This is a genomic window from Pseudomonas sp. FSL R10-2964 (assembly GCF_009600035.1).
In the GTDB taxonomy this organism is placed as follows: domain Bacteria; phylum Pseudomonadota; class Gammaproteobacteria; order Pseudomonadales; family Pseudomonadaceae; genus Aquipseudomonas; species Aquipseudomonas bubulae.
The window spans coordinates 102,595-124,075 of record NZ_WIWH01000011.1; the positions used below are offsets into that span (position 1 = coordinate 102,595).

At 59.3% G+C, this 21,481-nt stretch carries 18 protein-coding genes; 12 read left to right on the plus strand and 6 right to left on the minus strand.

Features of this window, described 5'->3' with window-relative positions:
- Positions 1-163 precede the first annotated feature (163 nt).
- From GHN92_RS08495 to GHN92_RS08510, 4 genes are all read left to right on the plus strand, one after another.
- Entirely contained in the window at positions 164-1,510 is a 1,347-nt protein-coding gene (locus GHN92_RS08495) for a pitrilysin family protein (RefSeq protein ID WP_095020483.1), read from the plus strand.
- Positions 1,503-2,957, plus strand: coding sequence for a pitrilysin family protein (locus tag GHN92_RS08500; RefSeq protein ID WP_178102613.1), 1,455 nt, complete (start codon positions 1,503-1,505; stop codon positions 2,955-2,957). Before GHN92_RS08495 ends, GHN92_RS08500 begins: the two co-directional genes overlap by 8 nt.
- 76 nt (positions 2,958-3,033) lie before the next feature.
- Entirely contained in the window at positions 3,034-4,077 is a 1,044-nt protein-coding gene (locus GHN92_RS08505) for a hydrolase (RefSeq protein ID WP_153379892.1), read from the plus strand.
- Positions 4,077-4,913, plus strand: a complete 837-nt coding sequence (locus GHN92_RS08510; protein ID WP_095020485.1) for an AraC family transcriptional regulator — start codon at positions 4,077-4,079, stop codon at positions 4,911-4,913. The genes GHN92_RS08505 and GHN92_RS08510 overlap by 1 nt, the downstream gene beginning before the upstream one ends.
- Before the next feature lie 10 nt (positions 4,914-4,923).
- On the opposite strand, the gene GHN92_RS08515 is transcribed toward GHN92_RS08510, so the two are convergent.
- Positions 4,924-5,778, minus strand: a complete 855-nt coding sequence (locus tag GHN92_RS08515; protein WP_095023210.1) for a sulfurtransferase — start codon at positions 5,776-5,778, stop codon at positions 4,924-4,926.
- A gap of 30 nt (positions 5,779-5,808) precedes the next feature.
- Positions 5,809-6,477 (minus strand): TetR/AcrR family transcriptional regulator, encoded by a 669-nt coding sequence (locus GHN92_RS08520; protein ID WP_094999788.1) that lies wholly within the window; start codon positions 6,475-6,477, stop codon positions 5,809-5,811.
- Between the two features lie 158 nt (positions 6,478-6,635).
- On the opposite strand from GHN92_RS08520, the gene GHN92_RS08525 reads away from it, so the two are divergent.
- The 3 genes from GHN92_RS08525 to GHN92_RS08535 all read left to right on the plus strand — a co-directional run bounded on the left by GHN92_RS08525 (position 6,636) and on the right by GHN92_RS08535 (position 9,071).
- Positions 6,636-8,066: a coniferyl aldehyde dehydrogenase gene (locus GHN92_RS08525; RefSeq protein WP_094999787.1), complete on the plus strand. Its 1,431-nt coding sequence runs from the start codon at positions 6,636-6,638 to the stop codon at positions 8,064-8,066.
- A 171-nt stretch (positions 8,067-8,237) separates the two neighbouring features.
- On the plus strand, positions 8,238-8,720 hold the full coding sequence (coaD, locus tag GHN92_RS08530; protein ID WP_004419754.1) for a pantetheine-phosphate adenylyltransferase: 483 nt from the start codon (positions 8,238-8,240) through the stop codon (positions 8,718-8,720).
- 99 nt (positions 8,721-8,819) lie between these two features.
- Positions 8,820-9,071 (plus strand): YfhL family 4Fe-4S dicluster ferredoxin, encoded by a 252-nt coding sequence (locus GHN92_RS08535; RefSeq protein WP_016782613.1) that lies wholly within the window; start codon positions 8,820-8,822, stop codon positions 9,069-9,071.
- Between the two features lie 129 nt (positions 9,072-9,200).
- Here GHN92_RS08535 and mutM read toward each other — a convergent pair whose 3' ends face one another.
- Complete coding sequence (gene mutM / locus GHN92_RS08540) at positions 9,201-10,013, minus strand: bifunctional DNA-formamidopyrimidine glycosylase/DNA-(apurinic or apyrimidinic site) lyase (protein ID WP_095017834.1); 813 nt, start codon at positions 10,011-10,013, stop codon at positions 9,201-9,203.
- Positions 10,014-10,163: 150 nt separating this feature from the next.
- On the opposite strand from mutM, the gene GHN92_RS08545 reads away from it, so the two are divergent.
- On the plus strand, positions 10,164-11,360 hold the full coding sequence (locus GHN92_RS08545; RefSeq protein WP_094999786.1) for a class I SAM-dependent rRNA methyltransferase: 1,197 nt from the start codon (positions 10,164-10,166) through the stop codon (positions 11,358-11,360).
- 167 nt (positions 11,361-11,527) lie between these two features.
- Here GHN92_RS08545 and GHN92_RS08550 read toward each other — a convergent pair whose 3' ends face one another.
- Positions 11,528-13,219: a DUF4153 domain-containing protein gene (locus tag GHN92_RS08550; RefSeq protein ID WP_095020488.1), complete on the minus strand. Its 1,692-nt coding sequence runs from the start codon at positions 13,217-13,219 to the stop codon at positions 11,528-11,530.
- Between the two features lie 381 nt (positions 13,220-13,600).
- Between GHN92_RS08550 and ilvD the strand changes: the two genes are divergently transcribed.
- A complete protein-coding gene (gene ilvD, locus GHN92_RS08555; RefSeq protein WP_094999784.1) occupies positions 13,601-15,448 on the plus strand; it encodes a dihydroxy-acid dehydratase in 1,848 nt (615 codons plus the stop codon).
- A 210-nt stretch (positions 15,449-15,658) separates the two neighbouring features.
- Here the strand turns inward: ilvD and GHN92_RS08560 are convergent, their stop codons facing one another.
- Entirely contained in the window at positions 15,659-16,714 is a 1,056-nt protein-coding gene (locus tag GHN92_RS08560) for a phosphorylcholine phosphatase (RefSeq protein WP_095017836.1), read from the minus strand.
- A gap of 219 nt (positions 16,715-16,933) precedes the next feature.
- Here GHN92_RS08560 and GHN92_RS08565 point away from each other — a divergent pair, with 219 nt between their 5' ends.
- Complete coding sequence (locus GHN92_RS08565) at positions 16,934-18,325, plus strand: L-cystine transporter (protein ID WP_083369724.1); 1,392 nt, start codon at positions 16,934-16,936, stop codon at positions 18,323-18,325.
- 121 nt (positions 18,326-18,446) lie between these two features.
- On the opposite strand, the gene GHN92_RS08570 is transcribed toward GHN92_RS08565, so the two are convergent.
- Positions 18,447-18,959, minus strand: a complete 513-nt coding sequence (locus tag GHN92_RS08570; protein WP_094999782.1) for a dihydrofolate reductase — start codon at positions 18,957-18,959, stop codon at positions 18,447-18,449.
- A 90-nt stretch (positions 18,960-19,049) separates the two neighbouring features.
- Here GHN92_RS08570 and GHN92_RS08575 point away from each other — a divergent pair, with 90 nt between their 5' ends.
- A complete protein-coding gene (locus GHN92_RS08575) occupies positions 19,050-20,432 on the plus strand; it encodes a DUF2868 domain-containing protein (RefSeq protein WP_095020517.1) in 1,383 nt (460 codons plus the stop codon).
- Positions 20,425-21,481: GTPase/DUF3482 domain-containing protein (locus GHN92_RS08580; RefSeq protein ID WP_153379894.1), on the plus strand; the 1,057-nt coding region annotated here is incomplete at its 3' end. The genes GHN92_RS08575 and GHN92_RS08580, both read left to right, overlap by 8 nt.

The window sequence follows — 21,481 nt, forward strand, 5'->3', positions numbered from 1 at the left end:
CAAGCCCGGAGGGGTCGCTTTTTCAAAAGCGAAGGCCCTTCGGTCCTTATCGCAGCCTGCGCCAGCGGCTACAGATTTTTGCGGTACAAGGTATCTATGTACCGCCCGCCTCTCCCCTCTCAAGCCCAATCTGTTCTGACGATAAACAGTCAGGACACCCACCATGAAACACCCCCTTGCCGGGCTGGCTCTCGGCTTTATGTTGCAACCGCTGATGGCCCTGGCCAGCAGCCAACCCTCCACTCAACATTTCACCCTGGATAACGGCCTCAAGGTTATCGTTCACGAAGACCACCGTGCAGCCGTGGTTCACTCACAGCTCTGGTATAGGGTCGGCTCAAGCTATGAGCCCCCAGGCCAATCCGGGTTGTCCCACGCCCTTGAACACATGATTTTCAAAGGCAGCAGCAAACTATGTCCGGCCGAGTCAGACCACATCTTTCAAAGCCTGGGCGCAACGGACAATGCGGCGACGCAAAATGACGCCACCATTTTCTTTCAAACCCTGCCCCCCCATGCCCTGGCAGTCGCACTTGAAGTGATGGCAGACCAGATGAGCACTGCACACCTGTCCGCTGCTCATTGGGCCGGTGAGCGCGAAGTCATCAAAAGCGAACGCAGCGAAAGCGTCGACAACGACCCCCATCAGCGCGCACTTGAACTGCCACGTCGCCTGGCATTCCTGACCAGCGCTTCCGGCAGCCCGGTCATCGGCTGGATGCACGACCTCGAACGCATGCACATCGATGAACTCAAGCACTGGTATAGAAGCTGGTATGCGCCCAATAACGCCACCCTGATCATCGTCGGCGATATCGACACCGAGCAGGTCAAGGCCCTGGCCACACGCTACTTCGGCCCGATTGCCTCACGCGAGCTACCTGTGATCAAGGCCCCGCTCGAACTGGCAGCTCCCGGTGAGCGCACCATGACTCAGTACATCGATCATCAAATCCCGAACCTGAGCATGACGTTCAACGTGCCAAGCCTGCACACCCAGACCGACCCGCGTTCAGCTCCAGCACTGGAGCTGCTCAGCGAGTTGCTCGGTGGCGGCGACAGTTCAGAACTCAAAAGCAGATTGTGGCGCGGCGAGGAATTGCTGATCAGCGTCGGCTCACATTACAGCAGCATCAGCCGCGGTGATGAGCTGTTCAGCATCGACGCCACCCTCAACCTTAAAAAGATGAAACCGCTGAGCGAGGTTCAAGAACGGATTTGGGCCGTGATCGACTCAGTGAAAAAAACACCCCCCTCCGGCAGTGACCTTGAACGCGCCCGTACGCGGATCATTGCACGGCATGTTTTCAGCCGTGATGACCTGCAAAGCCTGGCTCTGTATCTCGGTGAACTGGACATTGCGGGCTTGTCGCCAGAGGACGACGAAAAGCGCATGCAGATATTGGCGAAAATCACCCCTGAAGATATCCAGCTCGCCGCTCAAACGTTCCTGACCCACGACCGCTTGACCCTCAGCTATGTACTGCCCAAGGAGGCGCGCCATGAATAAGCCTCACGCAATCGCAGCCAGCCGCGCCTTGCGCGTCGCTACGCTGCTGTTCACCCTTGCCTGTGTCTGCGTGCAAGCCCGAGCACAAGAACCACAAGCACGACTGCAATCGCTGCTTGAGTTGAGCACTGCCGTGCCTGCCACCCGCCTGCCGACAATCAAGGCCTGGAAACTGAGCCAAAACACCAAAGTCCTGTTTGTCGAAAGCCACACCTTGCCCATGATCGATGTGCAAATCACCTTTGCCGCGGGCAGCAATCAGGATGGCGATACACCCGGCCTGGCAGCGACTGTACTGAGCCTGTTTAACGAAGGCTCGACGCTCAAGGACGCCAACGCACTGGCCAAGGGGTTTGATAGCCTGGGCGTGGATCTGGGTAACGGTATCGATAAAGAGCGGAGTTTCTTCACCCTGCGCAGCTTGAGCGCCCCGCACATCCGCGAACCCGCCATGCAGTTGTTCACCGAGATGCTCGCCCAACCGGGCTTTACCGTCGAAGGCCAGCGACGGGTCAAAAACGAACTGTTCACCAAACTCAAAATAAACCACGAAGACCCACACGCTCTTGCACGGATGCAGATCTACAACGAACTCTATCCGGGGCAACCTTACACCCGCTCCGACTTTGGCTCGGTCGAGAGCCTGGAGCGCATAGATGAATCACACCTAAGGGCCTTTTACCGTCGCGCCTACACTGCTGCCAACGCACAGATCGTGATCGTCGGCGACCTGACCCTGCAACAGGCGCAGAGCCTCAGCCGCTCACTGGCCAATGCCTTGCCCGCCGGGCCAGCACTCGCTGAAAGACACTCGGTGCCTGCCCCGCTGCCCCATGGCAAAACCCTGCATATCGAAGATGAAGCAACCCATACCGTACTGATGCTGGCACAGAATGCCTTGCCCAATCAGCACCCTGACGGGGTAGCGATCCGGGCCGGGCATATTATTTTCAGCCATATCCTCAACAGGCAGTTAAGGGAGGAGCGCAGCATCACCTATGGCGTGCTATCGCAAATTCCCCATGCGCAGGGACCAACCCCCTGGATCATCAGCCTCAATACCCCCTCGCGCTACAGCCAAAGCGCCCTGGTTCATATCAAAGCCCTGTTTGCCCAGTACCTGCAGGACGGACCCAGCGAAACCGAACTGGACGACATCAAGCAGTTCCTGCTGCGGGCGCTGCCACAGCTCACGGCCAGCAACCTGGATATGCGCAACGAACTGTCCATCATCAACCGCTTTAACCAGCCCCTGGCCTTCAACTACAAGATCCAACAGATTCAAGCCTTGACCAGAGAGCAAATCAAAGCGGCGATGAACCGTCACTTCACGGCTGACGGCTGGGTCGGCGTAACCGTCGGCCCCAGTGTTGCTCAACTGCCCCTGCCCAAGGTGATGGTGCCAGAAACGACGATGGCACAAAGTTGTATGCCTGCCATCAGATAACCCCGGCACCCGCACGCAACACTTGGGTGTCGGGCCCTGATGTGGCAATTTAGACATCCGCCGTACCTGTTACTCGATGAGAACCTCCGTGCCTTTTCCAGCCAGTCATGCTTCACCCCTCAAGCCTTTTACTCCGGCTACGGGTCTGGGCAACCCCCATGTCCAGACGCTATGGGGGCCGTTGTGGCGTACCAAGCCTGCCATTGAACATCGACGTGAACGTATCTGGCTAAAGGATGGCGATTTTCTCGATCTGGACTGGCACGGCACACCCTCAGACCATGCGCCGGTGGTACTGGTGCTGCACGGCCTGACCGGCTCGTCGGGCTCTCACTATGTGCTGGGCCTGCAAACCGCCCTCGCCGCACGCGGCTGGACCAGCGCCGCACTGAACTGGCGAGGGTGCTCCGGCGAACCCAATTTACTGGCCCGCAGTTATCACTCAGGGGCCAGCGAAGACCTGGCCGAGGCAGTGGCCCATTTACGTGCCGCACATCCGCTGACCCCCTTGTATGCCGTAGGCTATTCGCTGGGGGGCAATGTGCTGCTCAAGTATCTGGGCGAAAGCGGCAGCGACAGCGGGTTGCACGGCGCTGTCGCGGTATCGGTGCCGTTCCGGCTTGACCAGTGTGCCGACCGGATCGGTATGGGATTTTCCAGGGTCTATCAAGCTCACTTCATGCGCGAGATGCTGGCTTACGTCAAAGACAAAAAACATCGATTCCAGCTCGATGCCCAACACGAAGGTCTGGCCAGCCTGACCAGGCTTGGCTCGGTCGAAGCCCTGAGCAAAATGCGCACCTTCTGGGAGTTCGATGACCGCGTAACGGCACCTCTTAACGGCTATCTGAATGTCGATGACTACTACCGTCGCGCCTCCAGCCGCTACTTCCTCGGCGCCATCCACACGCCGACGCTGATTATCCAGGCCATGGACGATCCGTTCGTGTTCAAGCACAGCATCCCCGACACCAGCGAGCTGTCAGCCTGCACGCAACTGGAGTTGCACACCAGGGGCGGGCATGTCGGATTTCTGGAGGGCTCCCCAAGAAAACCGGGCTATTACCTTGAACGAAGAATTCCGCAATGGCTGGCCGCACTGCGGCTTGAATCTGCGTAATGGACGTAGAACAGGGTGAGTCGATCCGTTTCTGGCAAACACCCCCCCTGACGGGTGTCGAACTGCTGACGGCACGTTATATCGAACATCGCTTTGTGCCCCATGTGCATGATGGTTTTGTGATCGGCATGATCCTCGAAGGCGCCCAGCGCTATCGCTATCGCGGCGCCGAGCATCTGGCTGCCACCGGTACGCTGGTGCTGATCAACCCGGACGAAGTCCATAACGGTCACAAAGGTCATGATGCGGGCTGGCGTTACCGGGCTTTTTACCCGGACAACGTGCAAATTCAGCAGTTGCTGGAAGAACTGGAACTGCCCGCCACCCACTTGCCGACCTTCAATGACACATTGCTGTACGACTGCGACCTGTTTCGCGGGTTATTCCAGCTACATCAATTGCTCGAAGGGCCGGAGACTGCGCTGCAGCAGCAAACCGCATGGCGTCAGATGATGCTTGCCCTGCTCAACCGCCATGCCCGCCTGCCACTACCAGCCAAGCCCGGGGTCGAACACCGCGCTGTAAGCCGTGCCAAGGAAGTACTGCAAGCCCGGCTGGCAGAGCCACCATCACTGGAAGAACTCGCCGCCGCAGTCAATCTGTCGCCATTCCACTTTGCCCGCGTATTTCAGCGCGCCACCGGCATGCCACCGCACACCTGGTTGATGCAACAGCGTATCGCCCATGCCAGAGCCTTGCTGCAACAAGGCTGTTTGCCACTCCAGGTGGCGACGCAACTGGGCTTTGCCGACCAGAGCCACCTGAACCGGCAATTCAAGAAAGTCTATGGTGTTGGCCCCGGTGCATACCGGTTGGCCAGTGTCGGCACCCCTTAAGCCAACTGGCTCAATCGCCAGTAGCAATGCCCCGCGCAGGATCATTGATCCACTCGCTCCACGAACCCGCATAAAGCTTGCCTAGCGGATAACCCGCCAAGCCCAATGCAAAAAGGTTGTGACACGCCGTCACCCCGGAGCCGCAATAGGCAACCAGCTCCTCGGGAGAGCGGCCGGCAAGTTTTTCGGCAAAGCGCTGCTTGAGCTGCGCCGCAGGCAAAAAGCGCCCCGTAGGATCCAGGTTTTCGCTGAAGGCGGCACATTGCGCGCCCGGAATATGCCCGGCGATCGGGTCAATCGGCTCGACCTCACCTCGAAAGCGCGGCTGGGCACGGGCATCGATCAGGGTCAGCCCCGGCTTGGCCAGACGCTTTTGCAATTGTTCTGCGCTCAGCAGCATATGGCTGTCGGGTTTGCCTTCGAAAGTGCCACGCAAGGTCGGTGACGCATCCAGGCTCAGCGGGAAGCCCGCGGCATGCCAGGCCTTGAGACCACCATCAAGGATAAATACACCCTCGCGCTTGCCCAGCCAGGTCAGCAACCACCATGCCCGGGCCGCAAAAGCACCCGGGCCGTCGTCATACAACACCACATCGCTGTCGGCATTGATGCCCCAGGCCTGCAGACGCTCAACCAGAGTACGTGGATCGGGCAATGGATGACGACCGGTCACACCTTTGATTACAGGCCCGCTCAGGTCGCGTTCGAGATCGGCAAATTGCGCGCCGGCAATATGCCCCTCGGCATAACTGCAACGGCCGTAGTCCGGGTCTTCGAGGGCAAAGCGGCAATCCAGGATAACCAGGCCGGGCTGCGCCTGACGTTCATTCAGGGCATGAGGGCTGATCAGTTGCGCAACGGGCATAGTGAACTCCTGTGAGGGGGTGAAATGCAGTTATTGAACGTACAACGCGTGTTCCAGAGGGACGTAGTATTCCTTGATCAACTCATCGATGGCTTCACGTGCCTGGTCGGTAACAAAACCTGATTCCAGCACCAGCAGTTGGTACACACCGCGCTTGATGGCCTGCTCGCTGAGCTGGTCACTGTTTTCACGGGTGGCGCATAAAAAACCTACCCAGGAGGTGAGAATAATCCATGCATTCAGGCTCAGGGATTCAATTTGCCGGGGGCTCATGCACAAGATTTCGGCCTCGACAAAGCCAGCGTATATGGCCTGGGCCTGTGTGAGGCAGTGCTGGGAAAAACGTCGATAGCGGATGGCCAGTTCCGTGTCGCTGTGCAATAAATGCTCGATATCTCGATACAAAAAACGGTAGCGCCACATGGCATCCAGCAGTTGCTGCAGGTAGTGGTGCTTGTCGGCAACGGTTGGCAAACGCCCTTGGGGTGGGTGCAAAAAGCTCAATACCAGCGCTTCGTACTCGCTGAACAAGACCGCGATAATCGCCTGCTTGTTGGGGAAGTGGTAGTACAGATTACCGGGCGAAATTTCCATATGGGCCGCAATGTGATTAGTGCTCACACTGCGTTCGCCCAACTGGTTGAAAAGCTCCAGGCTGCTGTTGGCGATGCGCTGACTGGTTTTTAGTCGTATGGCCATGGGCTTGCGCTTAAATTAAAAACGAAAGGCATCTTACGGCCTAACCTTGAATCGATAAACAACACGGGGCAGGCCTTCAATTGACAGGTTAGAGCACAAGCTCTAAAAACATAGTGCTCTTCTACGATAAATACCGATAAAAACCGCCTGGAGCCATCATGCCTGTCGACAGCACTCACACTCACGACGCCCCGGTTCAACCGGACGCTCTCCAGTCCCTGCTCGACAAGCAGCGCCAGGCCTATGCCGCTCATCCATTCCCGCCACTTGCGCAGCGCCAGCAATGGCTCAAAAGCCTGCGCCAGCTGTTGAGCCGCGAGCGCGAGGTGCTGATCGATGCCATCAGCCAGGATTTCAGCCATCGCAGCCCGGACGAGACCCTGTTTGCCGAATTGATGCCGTGCTTGCACAGCATTGATTATGCCCTCAAACACCTTAAGCGCTGGATGAAACCTTCCTCACGCAGCGTAGGCATGATGTTCGCGCCCGCCAGTGCCAAAGTGATGTATCAGCCGCTGGGGGTTGTGGGAATTATTGTGCCGTGGAACTACCCGCTGTATCTGGCCATCGGCCCGTTGGTTGGCGCATTGGCTGCCGGCAACCGGGTCATGCTCAAGCTCAGCGAGTTCACCCCGGTCACCGGGCACTGGCTCAAGGATTTGCTGGGGCGGATCTTCCCCGAAGACATGGTTGCGGTGGTACTGGGCGAGGCAGATGTGGCGGTGGCGTTCTCCGGGCTGGCGTTCGATCACTTGCTGTTCACCGGTTCCACCCATGTGGGCAAACGGGTGATGCGTGCAGCTTCTGAAAACCTGACGCCCGTAACACTGGAGCTGGGTGGTAAATCTCCCGCTATCGTGTCGGCCGATGTACCGCTCAAAGACGCTGCCCAGCGCATCGCCTGGGGCAAAACACTCAACGCCGGGCAAACCTGTATCGCTCCGGATTATGTGCTGGTACCCCAGGATCGGGTAGACGGCTTCGTCGATGCCTACCGCCAGGCCGTTCACAGCTTTTATCCGACCCTCATCGACAACCCGGACTACACCGCAATTATCAATGACCGGCAGCTGGCGCGCCTTGAACGGCTGCAAACCGACGCCACCCTCAAGGGCGCACGGTTGATCCCGCTGTATGAACAGGGCCAGGGGCGGCGCATGCCCCATACGCTGGTGCTGGATGTAAACGACGAGATGCACGTCATGCAGGACGAAATCTTCGGCCCTCTACTACCCGTTGTGCCCTACTCCAATCTGGATCAGGCAATGGCCTACATCAACCGTAGACCCCGCCCTCTGGCACTGTATTACTTCGGCTACAACAAAGCCGAGCAACAGAGGGTTATCCACACCACTCACTCGGGCGGGGTCAGCATCAACGAAACGTTGTTGCATGTGGCTATCGACGACCTGCCTTTTGGCGGCGTCGGGCATTCAGGCATGGGGCATTACCACGGCCACGAAGGTTTCCTGACCTTCAGCAAAGCCAAGGGCGTGCTGTGCAAACAGCGCCTGAACAGCTCGCCGATGATCTATCCGCCTTATGACCGGCAACTGGTACGCATGATCCAGAAGCTGTTTATCCGCTAACGGGCTTTATCGAAAAACTGGCGAGCCTACTGGGCCAACGCCTGAAAAAATCATGAAAAAGCAGTAAATTCGTCGCGTCTATAGTGCTTTCTTCTGCGAATGGCGACTTGGCCGACCGGGAATGCTGCGATACCATCCGACTCCCCAACGGATTCCCGCCAGGACGACGCGATGAACCGAGTGTTGTACCCAGGTACATTCGACCCTATTACCAAGGGCCATGGCGATCTGGTCGAACGCGCTTCGCGCCTGTTTGACCACGTGATCATTGCTGTCGCTGCCAGCACCAAGAAAAACCCGCTATTCCCTCTGGAACAGCGGGTGGAGCTGGCTCGTGAAGTCACCAAACACCTGCCCAATGTTGAGGTGGTCGGTTTCTCGACGCTGCTCGCGCACTTTGCCAAAGAACAGAATGCCAATGTGTTCCTGCGTGGCCTGCGTGCCGTGTCGGACTTCGAATACGAGTTCCAGCTGGCGAACATGAATCGCCAACTGGCCCCCGATGTCGAGAGCCTGTTCCTCACGCCGTCAGAACGTTATTCGTTTATATCCTCGACGTTGGTGCGCGAAATCGCAGCATTAGGCGGTGATATCAACAAATTCGTACACCCGGCCGTGGCTGATGCCCTGACCGAGCGTTTTCGCAAGAAATAACCACTGAAGCGGCGTCCGCGTGCACTGCGGGCGCCAATGCGGCACAATTGCCGCATTCGATTTCAGTTGCCCGGGCCGAGCGCCCCGGCCGGAGTACCCATGTCCCTGATCATCACCGACGATTGCATTAACTGCGACGTCTGCGAACCCGAGTGTCCGAACGCCGCCATTTCCCAGGGTGAAGAGATCTACGTGATCGACCCCAACCTGTGCACCCAGTGCGTTGGCCATTACGATGAGCCGCAATGCCAGCAGGTGTGCCCGGTTGACTGCATCCCGCTGGATGAAGCCCACCCGGAAACCGAAGAACAGCTGATGGAAAAGTACCGGGCAATTACCGGGAAGGCCTGATTCATCGTCTATGCGATGTGTGTGGGAGCGGGCTGCTCGCGATAGATTCACTGCGATCGACCCGTTCGACCGAGGTGGTTGCATCGCGAGCAAGCCCGCTCCCACAAGAGTTCAGTGCAGGACTGGTGGCTACGTCTGGCAACGCGGGCAAAACACGCTCGCACGCTGGCCCAGTTTGACGTCACGCAGTTCCGTGCCGCAAATCTTGCACGGTTCATAACCACGCCCGTATACAAACAGCTCCTGCTGAAAATAACCGGGCTGGCCATCGCCACCAATAAAGTCGCGCAATGTGGTGCCGCCCCGCTCGATAGCGGCCGCCAGAATCCGCTTGATCTCAATCGCCAGCTTCAAATAGCGTGCCCGGGAAATACTCCCGGCAGCGCGACGCGGGTCAATACCTGCGGCAAACAGCGCTTCGGTCGCATAAATATTACCCACGCCCACCACCACCGCGTTGTCCATGATGAACGGTTTGACCGCCATCGAACGTTTGCGCGACAGCTGAAACAGCCGCTCACCATCAAACAGGTCGGTCAGCGGCTCCGGCCCCAGGCGCACCAGCAGCTCATGGTTCAGAGGGTCAAGGCTCCAGAGCATCGCCCCGAACCGGCGCGGGTCGGTATAACGCAGGGCCAGCCCGGATTCCAGCTCGATATCCACATGCTCATGCTTGGCCGCAGGTAACCCGGCCTCCACCAGCCGCAGGTTGCCCGACATGCCCAAGTGGCTGATCAGTGTCCCAACCTCGGCATTGATCAGCAAATACTTGGCCCGGCGCTCGACCAGCACAATACGCTGCCCCGACAACCGCACATCGAGATCCTCAGGGATCGGCCAGCGCAAACGACGCTCGCGCACAATCACCCGACTGACCCGCTGCCCTTCAAGGTGCGGGGCTATGCCGCGGCGGGTGGTTTCGACTTCAGGTAATTCAGGCATGGGGGCTCCGCACTCTGGAATAGCTGGCGATTCTAGCGGAAATTTCAGCGCCACTGAGCCCGTGATCCGACGCAATGCGGTGAATCAGCCAAGCCTCAGGGTTGCGTCTAAGGCTATAATCGCGCCCTTTTCAATACCCGGAGCGACGTCATGTCCCTGCCAAGCCTGCGCCTTAAAGCCAATGCCGATCGACGCCTGCGCGCCGGCCACCTGTGGGTCTACAGCAACGAAATCGATGTAGCTGCCACACCACTGAACGGTTTTAAGGCCGGCGACCAAGCGGTACTCGAAACCGCCGGCGGCAAGCCGCTGGGCATCGTTGCCATGAGCCCCAACAACCTGATCTGTGCACGCCTGCTGTCGCGCGACATCAAGCTGCCACTGGACAAGTCGCTGCTGGTACACCGCCTGAACGTGGCCCTGTCCCTGCGTGAGCGCCTGTTCGACAAGCCTTACTACCGCCTGGTCTACGGCGACTCCGATTTGTTGCCGGGCCTGGTGGTTGACCGTTTCGGCGACATTCTGGTGGTTCAACTGGCCTCGGCCACAATGGAACACCACAAAGAAGACGTGATCGCAGCCCTGGTGCAAGTCATCAAGCCAAGCGGCATCCTGTTCAAGAACGACTCGGCTGCCCGTGATGCCGAAGGCCTTGAACGCTATGTTGAAACCGTCTTCGGCCTGGTACCGGAGTGGGTTGCCCTGGAAGAAAACGGCGTGAAGTTCGAAGCACCGGTGATCGCCGGGCAAAAAACCGGCTGGTTCTATGACCACCGCATGAACCGTGCGCGTCTGGCCCCGTACGTCAAAGGTAAACGCGTACTGGATCTGTACAGCTACATCGGCGGCTGGGGTATTCAAGCCGGTGCGTTTGGCGCCAGCGAAGTGTTCTGCGTTGACGCCTCGTCCTTCGCCCTTGACGGTGTTGAGCGCAACGCTGCGCTGAACGGCTTTGCCGAGAAAGTCACCTGCATGGAAGGCGACGTGTTTGAAGCTCTCAAGGAGCTTAAAGCCAACGAAGAGCGTTTCGACGTGATCGTGGCCGACCCGCCGGCGTTCATCAAACGCAAAAAAGACCTGAAAAATGGCGAAGGCGCTTACCGCCGCCTGAACGAGCAAGCCATGCGCCTGCTCAACAAGGACGGCATTCTGGTCAGCGCATCGTGCTCGATGCACCTGCCCGAAGACGACCTGCAAAACATCCTGCTGACCAGCGCCCGCCATCTGGACCGCAACATGCAGCTGCTGGAGCGCGGCGGCCAGGGCCCGGACCACCCGGTGCACCCGGCCATCCCGGAAACACGCTACATCAAGAGCATCACCTGCCGTTTGCTGCCTAACAGCTAAGACGCACAGCACCTCGTAGCAGCTGCCGAATGAACGAGGCTGCGTTCGATTGCAAAGCAATCGTAAAACCTGAACTCCCGGTCTGTTAATTAAACCGCGGGCTCAGGTTTTACGACGGCTGCGCCGCCGAACGCAGCCTTCGTTCCTCGGCAGTTGCTACGGGGGGCTCAAGGCTTGCGAGGCTTCTCCAGCTTCGGCGTCAGCTCAACCTCGCCAATCTGCAACGATTGATAAGTCGGCTTCACCACCTTCACATTGCCCTGGCGGATCTTCTCGATCAGCTCCAGCGCACTCTCATCCCCCAGGTAAGTCCCGGCTCGCCGCCATTTGCCCTGAGCATCACGCTTGAAGAAGTGCAACGGTTCGGACCACTTGTTCTTGGGTAATTGCAGGACCTCCGGCTGCCCGTCCTGATCCAGATCCACGGCCCACAGGGCGCAACCTGGCGCCAGGCACAACTGCCCGTCAAACCCCTTGTCTTCAAACTGCTCACTGCCCTCGACCTTGGGCCCGATCCATTCCAGCAACCGCTCCGACCCTCTGGGGCCATTGCCCGAACCTGCTTCCTTGAGGCGTTTCAGCAAGACTTGCCGCTGCGGCCCGGTCAGTACCAGCCCTTGCTCGACTTGCACCAACAACGCGTCATACGCCTGCTTGCCCTGAGGCCCCAGACGATTGCGCAAGGTATCTGCATCAAAGGTATCCACCGCAGTCTTGCCGCTGAGCAAGCGCTGCACCTGATTGTTCGCACTCAACTTGAGCGGGCTGAACCACGGCGTATGCAACCCCAGCAGCACCACCACGCACAGCAGCGCAATTAGCGGATTGCTGGCGCGCAAGCTGCCCAGCCAGACGGCCCTTGAAGCAAACACGGCCCAAACCGCCGCCAGGCTGTGAACAAAAATAACCAGCACCAGCACGATGGCGAGGATCCGTGACGGGGTCAGGCCGTACTGCTCGATACGCAGCCAGGTCGAATACCCTGCCAACACCACCAGCACCGGTAAACACAGCAGGCACAGGTCGATCACCCGCACCAGCCAGACCGGGTACCCGCTGCCCTGGGTGCCATCCTGAAACACGCCATTGAGCAAAAACAAACTGACCGCCACCAGCCACAGCATGATCGGCGTCGAATAACCGGTATCCCAGATCGGCTCCAGCCCGGTAAAGGGCAAAGCGAAGGTGAACACAATGACAATCAACGCACTCAACGGCAGCAAAAAGCGGCATAGCGCCAGCAGAATCCCGCGCAGCAGCCCGATCACCCGGTCCTTTTCACGCCCCATATGAACGCCCAGGGCAAACACCATCGCCGAACTGACATACATAAACCCGTCAGTTGAGAACAGCTTGTTGAGCGCCACGATGCCGAGCATCTTGAACAGCCCGCCCCACAACAGCAGCAATGCCCAGAACACGCCATTCAACAGCAACCCCAGAAGCACGATAAACACCGTGTCCCAAGCATGGCGAAACAGGTCCTGGTAGCGTGGGTAGCGCTCTTCACGGGTCGGCCAGCTCAGAATAAAAACCGTACACACATAGGTAACGACTACGGCAAAGAAGGTCCAGCTGCCCACCAGCCAGCTGCCTGAGCGCCAATACTCATCGCCGTCCCAAAATACCCAGGCACTGATTGACGTCATGACTGCCGTGAGTCCGAGCACCCGCCATACCGTGCCACGCTGGCGGATATTCTCATCCAGCAGCAACAGGTTGATGCCACCCACCAGCACTGCCGTCATCAGGCCATAACGGACTCCCGGCTCGCCTATGGCGGTGCTCAGCCACAGCAACAGCCCTTGCACCAGGCCGATGACCAGATACGTTTTGACAGATCGCTCAAGCGTCAGCATTTGGAACCCTCACTACAAAACCAATCGCACACTATTACTTGATTGCCGTTAAATGGTCGTGCCACTTATTAAAAATAGTTCTTTCCCACACAAAAGCAGGCCAGGCCTTACTAGAGCTGATTGCCTCATGCAGTATCCCAAGTCGCTCATTTGTACCCTGGCGCAACCCTCGGGCCCATTCCCTCCCGCCGCCAGCCGTGTAGAATCGACGCATTCATCGCCAATCATCCCCGGCGGGTTTATGAGCTCAAGCCCAGACGCGCGGCGATCCCGCAGCGTTTACGGCAACTCGCGGATACGTGGTCATTTTCTGTGTGATCCGCCTGTCATTAGAAGCTCACTTCCCTGTTTGTTACCTGATTAGCCGCCCGGAGTTGCTCCATGCCTGACTATCGTTCGAAAACCTCCACCCATGGCCGCAACATGGCCGGTGCCCGCGCTTTGTGGCGCGCCACGGGGATGAAAGATGCCGACTTTAAAAAGCCGATCATCGCCATTGCCAACTCCTTCACCCAGTTCGTACCCGGCCACGTCCACCTCAAGGACATGGGCCAGCTGGTAGCCCGCGAGATCGAGCGCGCAGGCGGCGTTGCCAAAGAATTCAACACCATTGCCGTCGACGACGGCATCGCCATGGGCCATGACGGCATGCTGTACTCGCTGCCTAGCCGCGAGATCATCGCCGACTCCGTGGAATACATGGTCAACGCCCACTGCGCCGACGCCATTGTGTGCATCTCCAACTGCGACAAGATCACCCCTGGCATGCTGATGGCCTCCTTGCGCCTCAACATCCCGGTGATTTTCGTTTCCGGCGGGCCGATGGAAGCAGGCAAGACCAAGCTCGCCAGCCACGGTCTGGATCTGGTAGACGCCATGGTGATCGCCGCCGACTCCAGCGCTTCTGACGAGAAAGTTGCCGAGTACGAGCGCAGCGCTTGCCCGACGTGCGGTTCGTGCTCCGGCATGTTCACTGCCAACTCTATGAACTGCCTGACCGAAGCCCTGGGTCTGGCCTTGCCGGGCAACGGCTCGGCACTGGCTACCCACAGCGACCGCGAACAATTGTTCCTGCAAGCCGGACGCACCATCGTTGATCTGTGCCGCCAGTACTACGTCGAGAACGACGAGTCGGTATTGCCGCGCAATATCGCCAACTTCAAGGCGTTCGAAAACGCCATGACGCTGGACATCGCCATGGGCGGTTCGACCAACACCATCCTGCACTTGCTGGCTGCGGCCCAAGAAGCCGAAATCGACTTCGACCTTAAAGACATCGACCGCCTGTCACGTCATGTGCCGCAGCTGTGCAAAGTGGCGCCGAACATCCAGAAGTACCACATGGAAGACGTGCACCGTGCAGGCGGCATCTTCTCTATTCTGGGTTCGCTGGCCCGCGGCGGCCTGCTGCACACCGATTTGCCGACCGTACACAGCAAGACCATGGCCGAAGGCATCGCCAAATGGGACATCACCCAGACTGACGACGAAGCCGTGCACACGTTCTTCCGTGCAGGCCCGGCCGGTATCCCGACGCAAACCGCGTTCAGCCAGTCGACCCGCTGGGACACCCTCGACGACGACCGTGAAAACGGCTGCATCCGCAGTGTCGAGCACGCCTACTCGCAAGAAGGCGGCCTGGCCGTGCTGTACGGCAACATCGCTCTGGATGGTTGCGTGGTTAAAACCGCGGGCGTCGACGAGTCGATCCACGTGTTCGAAGGCAACGCCAAGATCTTCGAAAGCCAGGACAGCGCCGTGCGCGGCATTCTGGCGGACGAAGTACAGGCCGGCGACATCGTGATCATCCGTTACGAAGGCCCTAAAGGCGGCCCGGGCATGCAAGAGATGCTCTACCCGACGTCGTACCTGAAATCCAAAGGCCTGGGCAAAGCCTGTGCGCTGCTCACCGACGGTCGTTTCTCGGGCGGTACTTCGGGCCTGTCCATCGGTCATGCTTCACCGGAAGCAGCCGCTGGTGGCGCGATTGGCCTGGTGCAGGACGGCGACAAAGTGCTGATCGACATCCCGAACCGTTCGATCAACCTGTTGATCAGCGACGAAGAGATGGCAGCCCGTCGTGCCGAGCAAGACAAGAAAGGCTGGAAGCCGGTGGAAGTGCGTCCGCGCAAAGTCACCACGGCCCTCAAGGCCTATGCGTTGCTGGCCACCAGCGCCGACAAGGGCGCGGTGCGTGATAAAGCGCTGTTGGACAAATTGGTGCCATAAGCCAATACGTTGAACAAAAATCCCGGCCATGTGCCGGGATTTTTGGTTCATACACCAACTCTGTAGCAGTTGCCGTAGGAACGAGGCTGCGTTCGGCGGCAAAGCCGTCGTGAAATCAGACACTTCGGTACATCAGAAATATTGAAGACTCAGGTTTACGACGACTACGTCGCCGAACGCAGCCTTCGTCCCTCGGCAGCTGCTACGTCACTACTGGATCTGATCCGGCTTGACGATTACCCAGTTTTTATCCGCCGTTACCGGCAACCCCTCTTTGGCTTGCGCCGCCGCATTCTTGGCCATCATGCCTTCCAGTTGCGCCATGTATTTGTCTTTGCGGTTGATCCACAAGTGCACCCCGCCCTTGGCCACGTCCACGCCGTGAAATAGCATATAGCCATCACTGGACGGCGTATCGCCGCCCACCAGCACCGGCTTTTTCCACTGGTCGATATAGGTCAGGATCGCCGCCTGCTTGCCCGCCATCCATGTCGCCGGAGTCCACAGATAAGGGGTCAACTCCAGCCCCAGGTTGGCTTTCTCGTTGTATGTACCGGCGCTGATCTGTTTGCGGGCAGTGGTCAGCTCACCAGTTTTGCGGTCCTTGAGCAGCGTACTCACGCCAATCACGTTTTGCGGTTTGACGTTGTAACCGTACTTGGGATCGGCCGCGACCATGCGCACCAGCTCTTCCGAAGCCGCGGTCATGACATAGACCTCAATGCCGTTTTCCATCAGTTTGTTGAACAGTTCGACCTGTCCGGTAAACACCTTGGGCGGCTGAACCTCGGAGGTCTTGACCACATCCCCCTCGAAGTAAGTCACTGGCACCGGTTTGCCCGAGGCCATCAGCTCATCCACGTAACCCTTGAGCTGTTGCAGGGTAAAGCCGGAAAACACCTGGGCCACCCACGGGTAACACACCATGTCGTCCACTTCGCACAAGCGATAGTAGTAACTGAACAGGCTTTCTTTATGTTCGGCAGTGTCTTTGAACGGGATCAGTTTGAGCGACGGGTCGAGACTGTCACGGGTGATCAGGCCCTTGTTTTCCATAAACGGCAGCAGCGCTTCTTCCAGATCGTTGCGGTAGCTGGTGTTATCCATGTCAAAGACCGCGAAATTACCCTTGTTCGCGTTGGCCGCAATCATGGCGTCCAGTTGCCTGGCCTGATCGGCGGGCCAGTGTTTGAGTTCTGTGGCCAACACCTGGCCCGCAAGCCCCATACACAGAGTTAACGCTGTCAGCTTGGCAGTCAGGTTCATCAGCTATGCTCCTAGTCAAAAGCACAGACGCTAACAAACCTGTATGACAGTTTTTGGCTTGGCCACGACTATCATCGTCCTGTCTGCGTCACCTGCTTATTCCAAAAACCTTGGTTGTCATTCCACATCGGTATATTTGTAGATATATCAACCTGTTACGATTTCCGGTTCGCAATAGTTACATCCAAGACTGGTACAAGTCGTCCCCTCGGAGCTTTCATGAATTTCCCGCTGATCCTCAATCTGCTGGTGTTCCTCGCGTTGCTGTTCGGCTTGTCGCTGACCCGCCACACTGCGTGGAGCCTGGCGAAAAAAGTCTTGCTGGCACTGGTTATAGGCGTGGTCTTCGGCCTGTGCCTGCACCTGACCTACGGTACAGACAGCCCGACACTGAAAGCCTCCATTGGCTGGTTCGACCTGGTCGGCAGTGGCTACGTGCAATTGCTGCAAATGATCGTGATACCGCTGGTATTCGCCTCGATCCTCAGCGCCGTAGCCCGTCTGCATAACGCTTCGTCCCTCGGCAAGATCAGCTTCCTGACCATCGGCACATTGCTGTTTACCACCATGATCGCGGCATTGATCGGTATCGGCCTGACCAACCTGTTCGGCCTCACCGCCGATGGCCTGGTGGCCGGTGCTGCAGAAATGAGCCGCCTGCAAGTGATCCAGAGCGACTACGCGGGCAAGGTGTCGGACCTGAACGTGCCACAACTGCTGCTGTCGTTTATCCCGCAAAACCCGTTTGCCGACCTGGCCCGTGCCAAGCCGACCTCGATCATCAGCGTGGTGATTTTCGCGGCATTCCTGGGCATCGCCGCGTTGCAGCTGTTCAAGGACGAGCCGGAAAAAGGCGGCAAGATCCTCAGCGCCATCGATACCCTGCAAGCCTGGGTGATGCGCCTGGTGCGCCTGGTGATGAAACTGACCCCCTACGGCGTACTGGCCTTGATGACCAAAGTGGTCGCCATGTCCAACGTGCAGGACATCATCAAACTCGGCAGCTTTGTGGTGGTGTCCTACATCGCGCTGGCGCTGATGTTTGTGATTCACGGCGTGATCGTGTCGTTTTCCGGGGTTAACCCGCTGCGCTTCTTCCGCAAGGTATGGCCGGTTCTGACCTTTGCTTTCACCAGCCGTTCGAGCGCGGCCAGCATCCCGTTGAGCATCGAAGCGCAAACCCGACGCCTGGGCATTCCGTCTTCGATCGCCAGCTTTGCCGCTTCGTTTGGCGCGACCATTGGCCAGAACGGCTGTGCCGGTCTGTACCCGGCCATGCTGGCGGTGATGGTTGCCCCGACCGTGGGCATCAATCCGCTGGACCCTGTGTGGATCGCATCGCTGGTGGCCATCGTGACCTTGAGTTCGGTAGGCGTGGCCGGTGTGGGCGGTGGTGCAACCTTCGCTGCACTGATCGTGTTGCCGGCCATGGGCTTGCCGGTGTCGCTGGTGGCGCTGCTGATTTCGGTCGAGCCGTTGATCGACATGGGCCGTACGGCACTGAACGTCAGCGGTTCGATGGTGGCAGGCACCGTCACCAGCCAGATCCTGCACCAGACCGACAAGGCCATCCTGGCTGAAGACGATCATGGTGATCTGGCGCACGCTTAAAAGCTTGCCCTAACCCTCTCCCGGAGGGAGAGGGGATTAAAGGCAAAAGCAGATTTGCGTAACACCACAGATCAGCCCCCTCTCCCTCCGGGAGAGGGTTGGGGTGAGGGGCTTTTTGTAACTAAGCCCTTTCCCACACCTCAAAACTGAACGCCGGCTTGCCCTCTGCAGCCTCGTGCAATTCCTCTGATACCCGTTTCCACTGCGCCTGATCGAACTCAGGGAACCACGCATCGCCTTCCGGGCTCAGGCCCACTCGCGTCAGGTACAACCGGTCGGCATCCACCAATCCCTGGGTGTACAACTGCGCGCCGCCAATCAGCATCACTTCACTGACGCCTTGCTCGATTGCCCACGCCTCGGCACGCTCCACAGCCGCCTCAAGGGATGCAAATACCTCGGCACCTTCAAGCTGCAAGCCGGTCTGACGACTGACCACCAGATTAAGCCGGCCCGGCAACGGGCGACCGAGCGAATCCCAGGTCTTGCGACCCATGATGATCGGCTTGCCCAGGGTGGTGGCCTTGAAATATTTGAAATCCGCTGGCAAATGCCACGGCATGCTGTTGTCGACGCCAATCACGCGGTTTTCAGCGAGTGCCGCGATCAGGCTAAGGGGGAGTGTTTTTTTCATGGCGCCGAGGATACCAGAGCCACCCGCGCCGACAGTACCCTGCCTGACTAACAGCGGTTATGCTCATGGCTCACTTGAATGGACTGGCCTGTGAATCAACTTTCCCCATTACAACGCCTCTGGCTGACCGAGACCGTGCGCCTGCGCGAAGAACACGCCGGCCCGCTGGACGATCTTGAAGCCAATCGGCGCGCCCGCACCAGCGCCGGCGACCTGCCCACACGCCTGCAAAACCGTGCCCTGTGGCTGGCGGAACGGGATGGCTTGCTCGCCGCCATGCAGCACTGGCTGCAAGGTGCGCGGCTGGCGCTGCTGGTATTGGCCGTACTGGCGGTGCTCAGCGGCGCCGGTCTGGCCTTTGCTGCCCTGGGCGACGGGCAAACCCCGGTTAATGTGTTCTGGGCGCTGGGCAGCCTGCTTGGCCTCAATCTGATCCTGCTGTTGAGCTGGGCGCTGGGCCTGCTGTTTGCCGGTGAACACGGCGCCAGCCTCGGCCGCCTGTGGCTGTGGCTCAGCGAAAAACTCGCCCGCGACGCCAAGGCCGCACAACTGGCCCCCGCCTTATTGCTGTTGCTGCAACGGCGCAAGCTCAATCGCTGGGCACTCGGCACGCTGGTCAACGGCCTGTGGTTGCTGGCGATGCTCAGCGCGTTGGTGATGATGCTGCTGCTAATGGCCACCCGCCGTTACGGGTTTATCTGGGAAACCACGATTCTTGGTGCCGATGTGTTTGTCGCCGCCACCCGCGCCCTTGGCGCCCTGCCCAACTGGCTGGGCATGAGCGTACCCACCGTGGAGATGATCCGCATCAGCAACGACACCAACCTCTATGACAATGAACTGGTGCGTCAGGCATGGGCAGTCTGGCTGGTGGGCGTGGTCCTTATTTACGGGGTGATTCCGCGTCTGCTACTGGCGGCATTCTGCCTGTGGCGCTGGAATGCCGGGCGCAACGCACTGCAACTTGACCTTAATCTGCCCGGTTACAGCCAGCTGCGCGAGCGTCTGATGCCCAGCAGCGAGCGCCTGGGCGTAAATGACATAGCCCCCGAGCAGTTGCATAACGTGCAGGCCGGGCACAGCGACCTGCACACCGATGGCGCCTTGATCGTGGCCATCGAGCTGGACGATCAACACCCTTGGCCACCCACGTTGCCGGCTACGGTCAAGGATGCGGGCATTCTCGACAGCCGCGAATCCAGGCAAAAACTGCTCGAACAAATGACCCGTTTCCCCCCGGCGCGCCTGGCCATTGCCTGCGACCCGCGACGCTCGCCGGACCGTGGCAGCCTGGCGCTGATCGGCGAACTGGCCCGCAGTGCCCGCGAAACCCGCATATGGCTACTGCAAGCCCCCCCCGGCCAGGCACTGGACGCTGATCGCCTGGGCGACTGGCACACGGCGCTGGAGAAACTGGGTTTACCGTTCGCCGCCAGCGCCCCCCTGAACTGGCTGGAGACAGGCCATGACTAAGCCACTGACGCTGGCCGTGGTGGGCCATACCAATGTCGGCAAAACCTCGTTGCTGCGGACCCTGACCCGAGATGTCGGTTTTGGTGAAGTGTCCCATCGTCCCAGCACCACGCGCCATGTCGAAGGCGCACGGCTGTCGGTCGACGGCGAGCCGTTGCTGGAGCTGTACGACACGCCGGGGCTGGAAGATGCCATCGCCCTGCTCGACTACCTTGAGCGCCTCGACCACCCCGGCGAACGCCTGGATGGGCCGGCGCGGGTGGCGCGCTTTCTCGAAGGCAGCGAGGCGCGCCAGCGCTTTGAGCAGGAAGCCAAGGTGTTGCGCCAACTGCTGGCCTCGGACGCCGGGCTGTATGTGATCGACGCCCGCGAGCCGGTGCTGGCCAAGTACCGCGACGAACTCAGCGTACTGGCCAGTTGTGGCAAACCGCTGCTGCCGGTGCTCAACTTTGTCAGCAGCCCGCAGCACCGCGAGCCCGAGTGGCGCGAAGCCCTGGCCCGTCTAGGCCTGCATGCACTGGTACGCTTCGACAGCGTGGCCCCGCCCGAAGATGGCGAACGCCGTTTATATGAAAGCCTGGCGCTGCTGCTGGAGCATTCGCGGGGCGCGCTGCAACGACTGATTACCGATCAGGAGGCCCAGCGTGAAGCCCGCAAGCACAGCGCCCTGCGCCTGATTGCCGAACTGCTGATCGACTGCGCCGCCTGCCGACGCAGCGTGGCCAGCGAAAAAACCGCCGAACAACAAGCTACCCAGCAGTTGCGCGAAACGATTCGCCAACGCGAGCAACGCTGCGTAGAAGCCCTGCTCAAGCTGTACGGTTTTCGCACCAGCGATGCGGCGGCCAGCGACTTGCCGCTACTCGACGGGCGCTGGGGCGATGACTTGTTCAACCCCGAGACGCTCAAGCATCTGGGCGTGCGGGTCGGTAGCGGGATTGCCGCAGGTGCTGCGGCCGGGGCTGGCGTGGACTTGATGGTGGGCGGCCTGACGCTGGGCGCGGCGGCGCTGGTGCGAAAACCGTACAGCTTGAGCAGGGCTTCTACGC

Excerpts from the sequence above, each read along its gene's own strand:
- GHN92_RS08495 (WP_095020483.1), top strand. The coding sequence starts at position 164 with ATGAAACACCCCCTTGCCGGGCTGGCTCTCGGCTTTATGTTGCAACCG.
- GHN92_RS08500 (WP_178102613.1), top strand. The coding sequence starts at position 1,503 with ATGAATAAGCCTCACGCAATCGCAGCCAGCCGCGCCTTGCGCGTCGCT.
- GHN92_RS08505 (WP_153379892.1), top strand. The coding sequence starts at position 3,034 with ATGAGAACCTCCGTGCCTTTTCCAGCCAGTCATGCTTCACCCCTCAAG.
- GHN92_RS08510 (WP_095020485.1), top strand. The coding sequence starts at position 4,077 with ATGGACGTAGAACAGGGTGAGTCGATCCGTTTCTGGCAAACACCCCCC.
- GHN92_RS08515 (WP_095023210.1), bottom strand. The coding sequence starts at position 5,778 with ATGCCCGTTGCGCAACTGATCAGCCCTCATGCCCTGAATGAACGTCAG.
- GHN92_RS08520 (WP_094999788.1), bottom strand. The coding sequence starts at position 6,477 with ATGGCCATACGACTAAAAACCAGTCAGCGCATCGCCAACAGCAGCCTG.
- GHN92_RS08525 (WP_094999787.1), top strand. The coding sequence starts at position 6,636 with ATGCCTGTCGACAGCACTCACACTCACGACGCCCCGGTTCAACCGGAC.
- coaD (WP_004419754.1), top strand. The coding sequence starts at position 8,238 with ATGAACCGAGTGTTGTACCCAGGTACATTCGACCCTATTACCAAGGGC.
- GHN92_RS08535 (WP_016782613.1), top strand. The coding sequence starts at position 8,820 with ATGTCCCTGATCATCACCGACGATTGCATTAACTGCGACGTCTGCGAA.
- mutM (WP_095017834.1), bottom strand. The coding sequence starts at position 10,013 with ATGCCTGAATTACCTGAAGTCGAAACCACCCGCCGCGGCATAGCCCCG.
- GHN92_RS08545 (WP_094999786.1), top strand. The coding sequence starts at position 10,164 with ATGTCCCTGCCAAGCCTGCGCCTTAAAGCCAATGCCGATCGACGCCTG.
- GHN92_RS08550 (WP_095020488.1), bottom strand. The coding sequence starts at position 13,219 with ATGCTGACGCTTGAGCGATCTGTCAAAACGTATCTGGTCATCGGCCTG.
- ilvD (WP_094999784.1), top strand. The coding sequence starts at position 13,601 with ATGCCTGACTATCGTTCGAAAACCTCCACCCATGGCCGCAACATGGCC.
- GHN92_RS08560 (WP_095017836.1), bottom strand. The coding sequence starts at position 16,714 with ATGAACCTGACTGCCAAGCTGACAGCGTTAACTCTGTGTATGGGGCTT.
- GHN92_RS08565 (WP_083369724.1), top strand. The coding sequence starts at position 16,934 with ATGAATTTCCCGCTGATCCTCAATCTGCTGGTGTTCCTCGCGTTGCTG.
- GHN92_RS08570 (WP_094999782.1), bottom strand. The coding sequence starts at position 18,959 with ATGAAAAAAACACTCCCCCTTAGCCTGATCGCGGCACTCGCTGAAAAC.